The sequence below is a fragment of the Providencia sp. PROV174 genome (assembly GCF_028480685.1).
GTDB classification, from domain to species: Bacteria; Pseudomonadota; Gammaproteobacteria; order Enterobacterales; family Enterobacteriaceae; genus Providencia; species Providencia rettgeri.
This window is the reverse complement of record NZ_JAMPOT010000015.1, coordinates 16,984-31,450: the sequence shown is the minus strand read 5'-3', so window position 1 is coordinate 31,450 and position 14,467 is coordinate 16,984. Positions and strand designations below refer to the sequence as shown.

Here is a 14,467-nt window from a genome sequence, read left to right as displayed (position 1 = left end):
GGTAGAGCAGTTGACTTTTAATCAATTGGTCGCAGGTTCGAATCCTGCACGACCCACCATCTAAACCAGTATAAAATCAGAATTTCCAAGATGGGTCGTTAGCTCAGTCGGTAGAGCAGTTGACTTTTAATCAATTGGTCGCAGGTTCGAATCCTGCACGACCCACCATCTCAGTTCCAATCCAAGTAAACAAATCTAACCAAACAACATCGATACATTCCCAAGTAAACGACTCAGTCGTTAAGCCATACCTCGATAAGCTGGTTGCAGGTTCGGCCCGTAGGGGAAATCCGAAGGATTTAAATCCTGCACGACTCACCATCTCAATATCAATTCAATCCAAGTAAACAAATCTAAGCAAACAACATCGATACATTCCCAAGTAAACGACTCAGTGGTTAAGCCATGCGTTGGTAAGCTGGTTGCGGGTTCAGCCCGTAGGGGAAATCTTACATGAGCTACCATCCAGACATAGTGTTATTGCAGATTAAATCTAGCGAATATACACATATTATGGCAGTTTCATTTCTTAAAGGGCTCGATAAGAATTTAAGCAATTAACAATTATGCTGCTTGCCTGATATGTAGAATAATTCAGGATACGCTTTGCAAGAATTATTTAGTTCTTACACCTATATTTCTATATGGTATTAGCAGAATATATTTTACTACTAATAGATAATAAAGGAGTAAGGGATAGACTATAATGATTTAATTAGGCATCAATGACAAAAGAAAATCGTATAAATGAATGTCTAATTGCTATTTTGTGGAATAGAGAAAGTAAATATCAATTTTTTATAAACTATTTTTATTATATCGTAAATGTGAGATACTACATCTTAGTTATAAACTCTGAGATCGTGTTTGTTTTTGAAATTTTATAGCAATTTGCATACTGTAAAAAATAGAAACTAGTAAGAACCAAATTAGATTGTCGATGAAAGTCATTTTTCATAATTTTGTGATGCTCATCTAGTAAAATGAATAATAAGCTTTCTTAACGTTATGGTTTTGTTATGTTTGGTACTTGAATATTATAAATTCTATTCTTGCTACTTTAAAAATTTACTATTTCGCTAATTGTAACAGGTTAACTGGCTTTTTAACGTACTGATCTTTTGTCGAATCAGAGAGTTTTAGAGATAAAATTGATTGTTTTTACTATTTTTTACATAAAAGTACCATCTACACTGGGTTTATCACATTTCACCAACTTAAATTGTATCAATAACATTAATATTGTTACAGTGTTAAATAATTCTGTTTATTTCCTTTATTTTTAGGTTATACATCGGCCATATAGGTCTTTTTTAGACAAATATTCCAAGAGAAGGTGGGTGTCTTATGGAATATAAGCATGAGATGTTACTCATTTTGTGCGTAACTAGGTGATATTACAGTACTATTTTGATTTTAAGCATGAAGTGTATAGAGTGAAATACTTTGTTACATAGTTGCAATGTCAATTTAGGACTAGTTGAAACTAATTATAATGGTAGTATATCATTCTTTCCGATATATGCTGAATCGACTATAGCATTATCAAATGTTATACACATAAATATAAAAATAAAATATGTAGATAATTATCTGCTAATTTTTATTTCCTTAATATAAATTGAAGCGAGAATGTTTATGAACATGAAATATCCTGTCGCTTGTGCAGTTGGACAAAAAATAAAAGCCCTTAGAAGAGCTCAAGGCTTTACTGTTTTTCAGTTGGCTAAAGAGATAGATATAAGTGAGCAGCAGCTATTTCGTTACGAGCGTGGTGTAAATCGTATTGATATAGATTGCCTTGTTCGGGTATTAAAAGTTTTAGACGTTAACATGGGTGAGTTTTTTAGTGAAGTTCTACAAGAAGATACTCAAGTAGATGAGAGCACTGGTGATAAAGGGTTTGAAAGCTCTGCATATACCCTTGTATAACCAAATGTCATATTGTCTCAGAATGAAACGTAATTAACTTTCGTTCTTAATTATTTCAATTGGGAACGTAAATTAAATGTATCTGCTGTGTATGATTTAAATAAGACAATAGCTATTTTTAGCTTATGTTTCATAATAGAACAAATAAAAGCCCGAAAGGGCTTTTATTTTTATATCCTTAAACTAATAATTACTTAATATTTCACTCGGTATAGGCGTGTTTTTTTCTGGCGTGCTTATGCCTAGTTAACTTTCTTGTTCTTTAATTGGCTCTAATATTACTGTGACGATACGTGTTCCTATCATTTCTCCAATTCTTAATTGCAGTTGTTCTAGTTTTATGACGGTATCTTGTAAAGGATCCGATATAGAAGCATAAATAAATTGGTTAAGCGTCCTTTCATCGCCGTTATCAATTTGGATACCATAAGAGGATTGGATCTCATTTAATCGCGTCGTTCCTTTTAGACTTAACCCTGTATCGGGTAGTTCAATAGGTATGTGCTCAGAGATATTTTTTTCTGAAAAAAGACGTTCAAGGAAAATACGATTTTCAGGCTTAAGAACAACAAATAAATGGTCATCAGCGTGAAGAATAGTTGACCCCCTTGGTGGTAAAACACTTTTTTCTCGCGTAATCATTGCAATGACAGTTTGGTCTGGTAATGCTAATTGTGATAATCGGCGACCTACCGCAGAGCAATCCTCCCCTAAAGTATATTCCACTAAATCAGCATCTATTTGGTCTACTGCGGTAATATCTAAAGTTGCTGCAGGGATCAATGGAGGTGGCTGCATTAAATTCAATTTACGTGCTACATAAGGCAAGGTTGAGCCTTGTAAAGTTGCTGAGATTAAGACCACAAAGAAAACCACGTCAAAAATCAGATGGGCATTAGGTAGCCCGTAGATAAACGGGAAAATAGCGAGAATAATAGGCACTGAGCCACGTAAACCTACCCAGGAAATCAATGTTATCTCAGGTTTTGGAAAACCAAATAATTTTAGGACAGGTATTACAGCCAACGGCCTCGCAATAAAAGTTAAGACAAGGGCAATAACTAAGCCTTCAAGCCAGACTTCAATAAGGGAACTTGGGTTGACAAGTAACCCTAACATAACGAACATGATAATTTGGCTTAGCCATGCCAACCCATCATGGAATAAAAATGTATTACGTTGAAAAACAAACCGATGATTACCAATTACCACACCAGTAACAAAAATAGATAAGAAACCACTGCCTTCTAAGTTACTGGCGAGCCCGAAAGAAAGTAGTCCACATGCAGCGACAAGGACAGGATATAACCCAGTTGCGAGTAGCTTAATCTTATTGATAATTTTGACTGAAACCCAGCCAACACTCAAGCCAACCACTGTCCCTATTCCCATCTGGCTAAAAAATAGCAAAATTAATTCACTACCTGAAGCTTGTGGATTCATTAAGAGTTGTAATAAACCAACCGTTAAGAATATGGCAGTAGGATCATTGGTTGCACTTTCTATTTCTAAAGTAGATTGCAGACGCTCATTTAAATAGATCCCAGCGTTGCGCAGTAAGGAAAAGACGGCAGCGGCATCGGTAGAACCGACGATAGCGCCAAGTAGTAGCCCTTCAAGCAGAGGGACGTCGAGAATATAAGCTGCCGCGAGCCCAGTCACGCCAGCGGTTACAAGAACGCCAAGTGTTGCTAGTGTAAAAGACGGTTTCCAAACTAAACGAATTGATTTTACGGATGTTTGCAGACCCCCATCAAATAAAATTAAAGCAAGAGCGAGAGATCCAACGGCATACGAAACATTAACGTTATCAAACGTAATCTTACCTATCCCATCTTCACCGGCTAACATGCCAATAAATAAAAACATGACTAGCATGGGTAAACCAAGTCTAGCTGACAATTTGCTAGAGAAAATACCCAAAAGAATAAGTATAGAAATCAATAAAATGAGTTGTTCAATAGTTGGCATAATCAGTTTAATCTGTAAGTGAATAAAACGCTGACGATGCATCGTAAAGCGCGCGTAGAAAGCAAAAAATGTCAAAATAGCAAGATAACTAAATATACACTGAGAATAGATTATTTTAGCGAAAAGCCGATAATATCCATTAAAAAGTATATCTACATGATTATAATATAAATAAATTTAAATAATTTGATTATTTATCGCATTTTTTATCATTAAAGTGAGTTAAAGCACGTAAAAAAGCGATAAATTTGAATAAGTAAGCATCGAGGTGAGTTTATTTTATTTTTTAATTAAAGATAATCATGGCGTGTGGGAGAGAAGCATTGAAGGGGGGGAATAGGCATTTATAAAGTAAGGTCAAATAAAGAAGGCCGAAAAGATTTTCGACCTTCACCATTACACTAATGGTAGCGAGCTTTTTTAGCTAAATAGTCGCCAATAAATTGCATGCCTTGAACGATAATTACCAATGTAACAACAGTGATAGCCATTGCGACATTATCAAAACGCTGGTAACCATAGTTTAGAGCTAAGTCACCCACGCCACCACCACCAACGGCGCCTGCCATGGCGGTTGCACCAACTAAAGTAATACTGGCAGCGGTTAAACTTAGGATTAATGATGACTTCGCCTCAGGTAAAATAAAGTGCCAAACAATTTGCCAGTTTGTTGCTCCCATAGAATCAGCTGCTTCAATAATACCTGAATGTACGCTGAGTAATGAGTTTTCAACTAAACGTGCAGTATAAGGAGCAATAAAAATAACTAATGGTACAATTGCTGCAGTTGTTCCTATTGAGGTTCCAACCATAAAGCGTGTTAGGGGGATCATGGCAACTAATAAGATGATAAAAGGCAACGAACGAATAATATTAATAATAGGGTTCACAATACGATAAATACATTTATTTTCCCAAATACCACCTGGCCTTGTTACAACAAGTACAATACCTAATAAAATCCCAAATATAGAGCCTAATACGAGTGCAACGCTGACCATCGTAAAGGTTTCTGACATCGCTAATAAAAACTGTTTCGTTGTTAAAGCGGTTTCGAATAATTGTGTCATAATGCCCCCTTATTGACAGCAACCCCACGTTGACGAAGAAAAGAAACGGCCTCATCCATTTTTTCTTTATCACCAATAAATTGGACAAACATACTACCCAGTACGACACCACTGATTTCTTTCATATTGGCAAATAAAATATTTATTTTGACAATCTCTTTCAGTATTAACTCATTAACAACCGGTTGCTGAGCGGAAGCCCCTAAAAATTCAAGACGATAAACATCTTGTTGATGTTCTAAGTTATGTAGAACGCGTTCTGGAATTTCTTCATTTAGCACGGTTCCTACAAACTTTCTGGTTGTGTCTTGGCGTGGGTTGGCAAAAATATCAAGTACGGTTCCTTCTTCGACAATTTTACCTGATTCCATAACAGCAACACGGTTACAGATTTGTTCAATAACTTCCATTTCGTGAGTCACGAGTAAGATAGTAATATGTTGCTCTTGGTTGATCTTTTTTAATAATTGCAAAATTGAGCGAGTCGTTTGTGGGTCAAGTGCTGAAGTCGCTTCATCACATAATAAAATTTGTGGGTTATTGATCAAAGCACGAGCAATACCAACTCGTTGTTTTTGTCCACCAGATAACTGCCCAGGGTATTGGTTTTTTTTATCGCTAAGTTCGACATATTCAAGAATGTTATCAACTCGCTGAGTGATTTCCGGTTTATCGACACCTGAGAGTACTAAGGGCATCGCAATATTTTGTGCAACAGTTTTCGTTTCCAGTAAATTGAAATGCTGGAAAATCATACCGATGCTTTTTTTATGTGAGCGAGTTTCTGCTGGGGTATGCTCAGCAACATTTTGGCCATTAATGATAACAGCACCACTGGTTGGTTTTTCTAATTGATTCACCAGGCGGATAAGTGAGCTTTTACCCGCTCCGCTATAACCAATAAATCCAAAGATATCCCCTTTATTGATATGCAAATTAATGTCTTGCAATGCAACTAAAGACTGCCCATCTTTTTCATAGACTTTTTGAATATTTTGAAAGGTAATCATAATTTACTCTACATTATCAGTTAATTGCATACGTTCTGAAGGCGGTGCAGCGGGAAGCCACTCATCACCTAATAATTCAGCTTCTTGGCTATTTTTAACTTGCTCAAGATGTTGTTCTTGATGGTTCAGATACAATTGAGCTGCAATATGGTCAGCCAATCGTTCTGCTCCAACATTCGTTCCAGGGATTAACCCTATAACGGGCCCCATACTGAGTGATGCGCTTAAATTAAAACAATATAACTGATTGATTTTTAATGTGTCTGAGTTGCTTTTAGCTTGAAATTCAAAGTGATTACCTAAATAAGGGTGCGAAGCTAACTCTGTATTTTCCTCATGGGCAAATGGCGTGTATACATCTTCCCATGTTTTAACTAGCGGGGATAATTGATGAAAAGCGCTCTCCTTGGCCCAATTAATTCGATAGCCAGTTGCCAAGATTAAGTAATCTAATACGAATTTGCCTGTCGTGGTCGTGACGTGCAATTTTTTGTTTTTTACTTCAATAAATCTAACTTGAGTATTGAAATTGAAATAAGCATTTTCATGGCGAGAGACTCTCAAGGTACTTCCGTGAGGGGCCGGTGTTTTAGCTTTTGCAACATAATCGGTGTAATGCCACTTTTGAGCATCGGTAAAATAGGCATATGCATTGGTAAAACCTGCACTTCCAGCAACTTTTCCTCGGTTTACACGAGGCATATCGTTAGCTCGGATCAAAATTTCAACTGAATTAGCGCCATTTTCTAATGCCGTTGCTGAACTATCCATGGCCCCTGCACTATAACCAACAACACCAATATCTAAGCCTTTAAAACGGCGATAGTCAGTACCTGCATAGGAGTGTTCCCAATAGGCTGTTGGAATATCATTCATAAAGCTAGGGATATTGGCCTCACTAAAAGACTCCATACCAGTTGCTAAAATAACATGTTGTGCTTGATAACTGACTATTCCTTCAGGGGTATTAAAAATTAATTCACGGTAGTTATCATTTAGCTGTACATCAACGAGATGGTATTGATTAAGTACATGGGGTGCTGTCATGGTTTTATACCATTGCAAATATTCGCCCCATTGCAAACGTGGAATTTTATCAAGTTCATCCCATTTTTGAATACCAAACTGGGCTTTAAACCAAGCTTGAAAAGTTAAAGAAGGGGACGCAAGCGCAGGGCCAACCACATGTTTTGGTGAACGTAATGTTTCCATTAGTGCAGGGGTTTGCCATGGGCCTTCTTTGCCAGAAGCGGCTTGATCGAAAACAATCGCGTTAATTCCACGTAATTTCAGAGCGAACGCTGCCGTAATCCCTGACATGCCCGCACCAATGATAGCGACATCAATAACTTGATTTTCTGGATTGTTTTTTGATAATGACCAAGATGTTATTGGTAAATTTAAATATTGCAAATCTTGTTTTATTTGCGCTTCTAATGCCTCTAAACCTATAATCAGTTCCATTGAATTACTCCTTGCCCTCGGCTATTTCAAAAGGTTCCCCTAGTGATAACATTAAGCGGTTTGCCCATGAAAAGAAGGCCGTTGATTGAACTAAATCGAGTAATTCAAGTTCAGACAAGCCTAATGTTTGTAACTCTTTAATTTGTGAAGATGTGGCTTGGATGGGAGTTGCAGACAAAGAAGCAACCAAATCTGTGATGGCGAGTAGCCTGTCATCAAACCCTTCAGCCAGTACAGAACCTGTCGCAGTTGCTAATAGTTTATCAACATCAGCACGTCGCTCTTTTGCATATTGACTGGCTTTTCTTGCGTGAACTGAAGCGCAGTATATGCAACCATTAACTTTACTTGTTACAGCTGCAGCGAATTCACGTTCCCAGCGAGGTAGCCCTTCAGAAGTGTAAAATACGCCACGGTCAACTAAGGTTCGTAATTCTAAAATTTTGCTTTGATGGGCGAGTAGTAAAAAATATTCAGAGTTTAATTGACCAAATTTTTTCATGACTTGGGCTTCTTCAGCGGATAATGTCTTCGCATCCCTTGCTGAAATCCAAGCTTCCCATCCTAAATTATCTTGTGTAAAAGCAGTTGGGGATGAATTTCCTTTGCGGGTTAAAGGTTGGTGGTTCCATTTACCTGCAACAACTTTTGGTGCACTATTTGTAAGATTACTACTACCTGTCAGTAATAGAATCCCTTCGATTAGCCGAGCTTGATAAGTGACATAAGTTATTAATTGAGCAAGTAAAATAATGTCACTTTCTTGCCAACCTTGGTTAGTTAATTCGGCAATTAATTGGTAATGGGTGTCTTTAGGTGATTGTGTTAAAACTTGCAGATATTCTTTTGCTGTGGCAAGTGGTTTGCTAAGTGGTTCATCAGGAATTGAGTTTACTAATTGCAAATAAAATTCAGCAAGGCGGGGACTTCCTGTAATTTTTGCGACCTCATGGGCAAAATAATATTTCACATCATTTGTTAGCAATGTCGATGGAGCTGAAAAAATGGCTTCAAATACGGCTTGAGTATTTTCAGTCGCCACAGTACGTTCATGGCGAATTTTAGCTAGATTGGAATCTGGTGTTAAATTAGTTAAATAATTAATTACATCATTATTGGAAATAGTCATAAAGTAACTCACTTTTTTTAAACGTTTTTTATCTCCTTCATTACATATCAATCACATCACTAATCGAACGATCTATTTGTTATATGCTTATAACCAAAAGAAATTAAACTAAGTTCTTATATTACTTTTGTATTAAGTTATAACGATATAGTCTAAGTCGTACTCTCTAATAATGATTATACTGCCCAAAATATCTTTACAGGGTTGTTACATATGTTAAAACAAAAAATAATAGGTTTGTCTTTAATTACTACGGCTTTAGTTGCGTTGGTAGGGTGTGGTGATAATAGTGAAAAAGATAATCCGAATAAAAAACAGATTACGATAGGCTTTGGTGTTGGTAATTATATTGACCAGGTGGATAAAGGTATCGTCCCGATTTTAGAGAAAAAAGGCTATACGGTTAATTTGCGCCAATTTTCGCAGAATAGGCAAATTAACCCTGCTTTTGAAGAAGGCTCTATTGACGCTTCTGTTAATCAAAGCCGTGCCTATATGGAAGCTTATAACAAAAAGAATAATATTAACATGGTGGCATTGACAGATTCACCGAGTGCGCCACAAAGTTTGCGGTCAAATAAACATAAAACACTGGATGATGTGAAAGATGGCATGATCGTTGCGCTATCTAATGACCCGGTTAATGCAGAACGTGGTGCTAGAATTCTGGAACAGTTAGGTTGGATTAAAATTAAGCCAAATGTGAGTACATTAAGCTTTAGTGTTAATGATATTTCGCCTGATAAATATAACTTAGATATTCGAGAAACTGATGCTGCACAAGGGTTACGATTACTAGATGATGTCGATTTTGTCGTTGTGAATGGCAACTATGTTGCAAGTGCAGGTCAGCGCATTGCTGATGGCTTGGTCGTAGAAAATTCACCGTTAGAGCATCGTGTTATTGTGACTGTCATGCAAAAAGACCTAGATGCTCAGTGGGCAAAAGATTTGAAAGAAGCTTTTGAGTCTAAAGAATATGCAGATTATATTCGTTCGCAGCGTATTTACGATGGTTTTATTGAACCTGAAAGCTGGAACAAATACCCTAAATAAAATCCTAGTCTATTTTTTTATTATTAGTATTACGTTAACCACTAATTTTTATTAATTAGTGGTTTTTTCTATATAAACTAAATATCTTACTGATTTAATGTGAAAAATATTCGTGTTGAATTTGTAGACAATCTGATGTTTTTTCGTTATTTAATAGATTAAGAGCTGCATTATAAAAATAGAATATAGATAAGTTTATGTAAAAAATAGAACTGACAGGGGAAAGTATGAGTAACGAATTAATTGATGCATTTAATGTAATAAAATCCAAAAGATGGGTTGATTTGACACATAGCTTCGATAAAGATTCACCACATTTTTTTATGTTTGATTCTGCTGAATTTAAAACATTATTTGGTTATCCAGAGGGTTTTTTTGCACAGCAATTTACATTTCCAGGCCAATATGGCACTCATATTGATGCTCCTTGTCATTTTGTCGAAGGAATGCGTTATTTACATGAACTCGAATTAAAGGAACTTGTTCTGCCATTGATTGTTATTGACCAGTCAGAAAGGGCAAAAAAAGATCCAAATTTTGCATTTTCTCGAGATGATATTCTCAATTTTGAAGCACAAAATGGCCGAATTGAATCTGGGAGTTTTGTTGCATTACGCACCGATTGGAGCAAACGTTGGCCATCACAAGAGCTTATGGATAATAAAGATGACGAGGGCAATAACCAAATACCGGGTTGGGGTATGGACGCCCTTAAATTTTTATTTGAAGAACGTGGAATAAAAGCTATCGGGCATGAAACATTTGATACTGATGCAGCAAAAGATTTTCGAAAAAATAATGCATTACTCGGTGAGTATTATGTATTAGAGCAAGATACATACCAAGTTGAATTACTAGCTAATTTAGACCAAGTACCCACACGTGGTGCCGTAATTTTTAATATTGTCGCTAAACCAAATAATGCCAGTGGTTTTCCTGTACGTTCTTTTGCAATACTCCCATAGGCAATATAATTATAACCAATCTGCTAATGTAATAGCAGATTGGTTAAAACGACTATAAAGCAAATATAATCCATGCAGCGGCTAATAGCATACACAATAGCGCGACAATTCCCCCTGATTTAGAAAACTCACTGAAAGAAATTTTTACGCCATATGCCGCTGATTGTTCAACGACAATAATCCCAGCAAGGCTACCAAAGACCAGTAAATTACTTGAAAAACCTGAACCCAATACAAGAGCAGCACCTAACGAATCGGCATTACCATCAGGTGTCAAGAATGGGACGAGTAACATAACTGAGGGGTTGTTTCCAACGATAGTGCTTAGAACACCGGTCACTAAAAATAGGGCTAATGGATTATTGAGATCCACACCGTAGCTTCGTAAATCAGTTAACAATTGCTGAGGAAGGCCTGTGGCGGAAAAAGCAGCGTTAACAACAAATAACCCCATGATGAGTAATAGAAGATTACCGTCGACGAGTTTAAGCATATCACTTGAGGCAATGGACCGGTTTAATAATAAAAACCCAGCAGCAGTCAATGCTATAAGTTCTTTAGGAATATCAGTCACAATAAAGGCAATGATGACTGCGAAGGTAATGACGCCAGCTTTTGCTGTTTCCCATACATTTAATGTTTCTTGGGTTGTTTGTGGGGGAGTTGTTTGCGTATTTTCTTTAGTCAAATACCAACGATTACGATATAACCAAACGAGTACCAACCATGTTAATGGTAAAGAAAGTAGAGCTGGTATTGCTGATGCCTGTAATAAGCCAACAAACGAGATATCGAGCCCTTGGGCTGCGATCATATTTTGTGGGCTACCAATTAATGAACCGGCTGCGCCATTATTCGCCGCGAAACAAAAACCAAGTAAAAATGGAATTGGGTTTAAGCCGCGAGACAAACTAATTGATACTAATAATGGTGTCATGGCGACAACAACAACATCGTTAGTGAGTAATGCAGAAAGAAAGCCACCGACAAGAATTAAAACCGCGAGTAATGTAGGGGGAGAAACTTTTAGTATTGCCACTCGGTTTGCGGTCCAACTATAAAAACCTGACACAACAAAAGAAGCAGAAACGACCATAAGCCCAAATAACATACCAATCGTTCGGTAATCGATAGCATTCCACGCATGAGGAGGTGTAATACTGCCGATAGCCATCATGGCTAGAGCGCCAATAACAGCAGCTCCAGTCCTATCAACTTTGAAGCCAGGTAGCTTACCAAAGCCCATTGCAATATAAACCAAAAGAAAAACAATAACGGTTAACGTCATGATATTCACATTTTAATTAAGAAAATTAGAGGTAATTTATCGATGAACACTCAGCGAAGCAAGGCTAAATAATATATTGATAATAACATGTTGCAGTTAGCTCCATTTAAGATTGTCGCCAAAAGATAATAATAATGAAATTAAGAATGAAGTTTACAAATAGCGATAACAAGCATTGACCATAAGAAACGATAATCTGATTTATTGCAGTATAAAAAAACAAAGAAAATACATTGGGTAATTTTATTACAAAATTAAAAAAATATTTGTACAGATGAGAATTTGATGGCAACTCATAGGATTAAAAAAGAGAAATTGAAAATTAATTGTGACAAAAGTCACTATTTAAAGATAAATAACGTTTTTTAATTTGTGACAAAAATCACAAAAAATGGTTTTTTAGTGCAAAAAAAGAGCAATGTAATTTAGTAACACGAGATTTTTGTGAACTGCATCAATATAAATATAGGGTGGATAGGGGGGTAATGGTGACTTTGATCACATAAAGGCCCACGTGGTGCGAATCTGATAAAGCTCATGCTAGAGTGAAAGTGTTGAAAAAATCACGGACGTTATTTGGCGATAACGTTACAACTTTATCATTCTCGTACCACGGGGTTCTGTCATGGTAACATCAAATATCAAATTAAAGGTACAGAATTTTGGGCGTTTCCTCAGTAATATGGTTATGCCTAATATCGGTGCTTTTATCGCTTGGGGATTAATTACTGCGTTATTTATCCCAACTGGCTGGTGGCCTAATGAGACATTAGCTCAACTTGTAGGCCCTATGATCACCTATTTACTACCACTATTAATCGGTTATACCGGTGGCCGTTTAGTTGGTGGAGAGCGGGGTGGAATAGTTGGTGCAATAACAACAATGGGCGTAATTGTTGGTGCCGACATGCCAATGTTTATGGGGGCAATGATTGCTGGCCCATTAGGCGGATATGCAATAAAACGTTTTGATTTGTGGATAGAAGGCAAAATTAAAACGGGTTTTGAAATGTTAGTGAATAATTTTTCATCTGGCATTATCGGCATGTTATTAGCCATTTTGGCTTATTTAGCAATTGGGCCTCTTGTTGCAGGGCTATCCAAGATATTAGCAGCCGGTGTGAATGTGATGGTGGAGAATAATTTACTTCCACTCACGTCTATTTTTGTTGAACCTGCCAAAATCTTATTTCTTAATAATGCTATCAATCATGGTATTTTTTCACCACTAGGTATTCAGCAAGCGTCTGAAACAGGTGCATCCATCTTTTTCTTAATTGAAGCCAACCCTGGACCAGGTTTAGGTGTTTTACTCGCATATATGTTTTTTGGTAAAGGTAATGCTAAGCAGTCTGCGCCAGGAGCCGCAATTATTCACTTTTTTGGTGGCATCCATGAAATTTATTTTCCTTACGTCTTAATGAATCCTCGGTTAATTCTTGCTGTTATTCTGGGTGGAATGACAGGGGTATTTGTGATGAACCTTTTTCATGCTGGGTTAGTCTCTCCTGCATCCCCGGGCTCAATATTTGCAGTTCTACTGATGACGCCTAAATCATCACTTATCGGCGTTATTTTATCGGTCGCAAGTGCTACAGCTGTTTCTTTCATCGTTTCAGCTCTTTTATTAAAACGAACACGAATTGGTGATGATGATGAACTCGAGAGTGCGACGAAAAAAATGCGTAATATGAAAACGCAATCAAAGTCATCATCAGTAAATTCAATCAATAAAGATGCTTCTATCAATTTAGCTCAAGTGCACAACATTATTGTCGCTTGCGATGCAGGCATGGGTTCAAGTGCAATGGGAGCGGGGGTATTAGCCAAAAAAGTACGTGATGCTGGCTTGCTAGACATCACCGTCACTAATATGGCAATCAACGATTTACCAGAAAATGTTGATATTGTTATCACTCATAGGGATTTAACGCAAAGAGCGAAATCATTTGCGCCAAATGCAATCCATATTTCTTTAACAAACTTCTTAGATAGCCAGACGTATAATGATTTAGTCACGAATTTAATAGCTAAAAAAAATCCTAAGGCAGCTAATGATGGGCATTTAATTAAACAAACTATTGTTGCGGCTAATGATGAGTCATATGACATAACCGAACATGAAGAGGCTTTGTTTACTTTAAGTGCGAAGCACATCCATTTAAATCTGGCGGCAGAAAATAAAACTCAAGCTATCCGCTTTGTAGGGCAGAAGTTAGTCGAAGGCGGGTATGTTGAGCCAGAATATATAGAGGCTATGCTAGCTCGTGAAAAACTAACACCAACGTATCTTGGAGAGTCTATTGCGGTACCTCACGGAACAATAGAAGCCAAAGACCGCGTATTAAAAACTGGCATTGTTATTTGCCAATATCCTGAAGGCGTACAATTTGGTGAAGAACCCGATGAAATTGCTCGCTTAGTGATTGGTATTGCAGCACAAAATAATGAGCACATTGAAGTTATTACACGAATTACTTCCGCTTTAGATGAAAATGGGGTCATTGAGCGTTTATGTGAAACCCAAGATGTTCAGGAAGTACTCGAAATTTTAGCGTCTCAAAGTGCAGCATAAGGAGAAT

General features: G+C 37.0%; 10 protein-coding genes and 1 tRNA gene. 5 read left to right on the top strand and 6 right to left on the bottom strand.

Translation table 11 applies throughout. From position 1 onward, the window contains the following. Positions 1-92 precede the first annotated feature (92 nt). Positions 93-168 (top strand) — tRNA-Lys (locus tag PSE60_RS14585). Positions 169-1,638: 1,470 nt separating this feature from the next. Beyond that, positions 1,639-1,932 carry a helix-turn-helix domain-containing protein gene (locus PSE60_RS14580; RefSeq protein ID WP_272665872.1) on the top strand — a complete coding sequence of 98 codons (294 nt, stop codon included), beginning with the start codon at positions 1,639-1,641 and terminating at the stop codon, positions 1,930-1,932. A 246-nt stretch (positions 1,933-2,178) separates the two neighbouring features. On the opposite strand, the gene PSE60_RS14575 is transcribed toward PSE60_RS14580, so the two are convergent. From PSE60_RS14575 to PSE60_RS14555, 5 genes are all read right to left on the bottom strand, one after another. Next, positions 2,179-3,945 (bottom strand): potassium/proton antiporter, encoded by a 1,767-nt coding sequence (locus PSE60_RS14575; protein ID WP_272665871.1) that lies wholly within the window; start codon positions 3,943-3,945, stop codon positions 2,179-2,181. 359 nt (positions 3,946-4,304) lie between these two features. Next, complete coding sequence (locus tag PSE60_RS14570; RefSeq protein WP_272665870.1) at positions 4,305-4,973, bottom strand: methionine ABC transporter permease; 669 nt, start codon at positions 4,971-4,973, stop codon at positions 4,305-4,307. After that, entirely contained in the window at positions 4,970-5,983 is a 1,014-nt protein-coding gene (locus PSE60_RS14565) for a methionine ABC transporter ATP-binding protein (protein ID WP_272665869.1), read from the bottom strand. The genes PSE60_RS14570 and PSE60_RS14565 overlap by 4 nt, the downstream gene beginning before the upstream one ends. A 3-nt stretch (positions 5,984-5,986) precedes the next feature. Beyond that, a complete protein-coding gene (locus tag PSE60_RS14560; RefSeq protein WP_272665868.1) occupies positions 5,987-7,447 on the bottom strand; it encodes an FAD/NAD(P)-binding protein in 1,461 nt (486 codons plus the stop codon). 4 nt (positions 7,448-7,451) lie between these two features. Then, positions 7,452-8,576 carry a CMD domain-containing protein gene (locus tag PSE60_RS14555; RefSeq protein ID WP_272665867.1) on the bottom strand — a complete coding sequence of 375 codons (1,125 nt, stop codon included), beginning with the start codon at positions 8,574-8,576 and terminating at the stop codon, positions 7,452-7,454. A 213-nt stretch (positions 8,577-8,789) separates the two neighbouring features. Here PSE60_RS14555 and PSE60_RS14550 point away from each other — a divergent pair, with 213 nt between their 5' ends. Then, positions 8,790-9,632, top strand: a complete 843-nt coding sequence (locus PSE60_RS14550) for a MetQ/NlpA family ABC transporter substrate-binding protein (protein ID WP_272665866.1) — start codon at positions 8,790-8,792, stop codon at positions 9,630-9,632. A 227-nt stretch (positions 9,633-9,859) separates the two neighbouring features. Further along, positions 9,860-10,597 (top strand): cyclase family protein, encoded by a 738-nt coding sequence (locus PSE60_RS14545; RefSeq protein ID WP_272665865.1) that lies wholly within the window; start codon positions 9,860-9,862, stop codon positions 10,595-10,597. A 52-nt stretch (positions 10,598-10,649) separates the two neighbouring features. Here PSE60_RS14545 and PSE60_RS14540 read toward each other — a convergent pair whose 3' ends face one another. Continuing rightward, positions 10,650-11,885, bottom strand: a complete 1,236-nt coding sequence (locus tag PSE60_RS14540; RefSeq protein ID WP_272665863.1) for an SLC13 family permease — start codon at positions 11,883-11,885, stop codon at positions 10,650-10,652. Positions 11,886-12,510: 625 nt separating this feature from the next. Between PSE60_RS14540 and PSE60_RS14535 the strand changes: the two genes are divergently transcribed. Further along, positions 12,511-14,460, top strand: coding sequence for a PTS mannitol transporter subunit IICBA (locus tag PSE60_RS14535; RefSeq protein ID WP_272665862.1), 1,950 nt, complete (start codon positions 12,511-12,513; stop codon positions 14,458-14,460). The last annotated feature ends 7 nt before the right edge of the window (positions 14,461-14,467 follow it).

Coding starts and splice junctions, on each gene's coding strand:
- PSE60_RS14545 (WP_272665865.1), top strand. CDS start 9,860: ATGAGTAACGAATTAATTGATGCATTTAATGTAATAAAATCCAAAAGA.
- PSE60_RS14580 (WP_272665872.1), top strand. CDS start 1,639: ATGAACATGAAATATCCTGTCGCTTGTGCAGTTGGACAAAAAATAAAA.
- PSE60_RS14535 (WP_272665862.1), top strand. CDS start 12,511: ATGGTAACATCAAATATCAAATTAAAGGTACAGAATTTTGGGCGTTTC.
- PSE60_RS14555 (WP_272665867.1), bottom strand. CDS start 8,576: ATGACTATTTCCAATAATGATGTAATTAATTATTTAACTAATTTAACA.
- PSE60_RS14540 (WP_272665863.1), bottom strand. CDS start 11,885: ATGACGTTAACCGTTATTGTTTTTCTTTTGGTTTATATTGCAATGGGC.
- PSE60_RS14565 (WP_272665869.1), bottom strand. CDS start 5,983: ATGATTACCTTTCAAAATATTCAAAAAGTCTATGAAAAAGATGGGCAG.
- PSE60_RS14560 (WP_272665868.1), bottom strand. CDS start 7,447: ATGGAACTGATTATAGGTTTAGAGGCATTAGAAGCGCAAATAAAACAA.
- PSE60_RS14570 (WP_272665870.1), bottom strand. CDS start 4,973: ATGACACAATTATTCGAAACCGCTTTAACAACGAAACAGTTTTTATTA.
- PSE60_RS14575 (WP_272665871.1), bottom strand. CDS start 3,945: ATGCATCGTCAGCGTTTTATTCACTTACAGATTAAACTGATTATGCCA.
- PSE60_RS14550 (WP_272665866.1), top strand. CDS start 8,790: ATGTTAAAACAAAAAATAATAGGTTTGTCTTTAATTACTACGGCTTTA.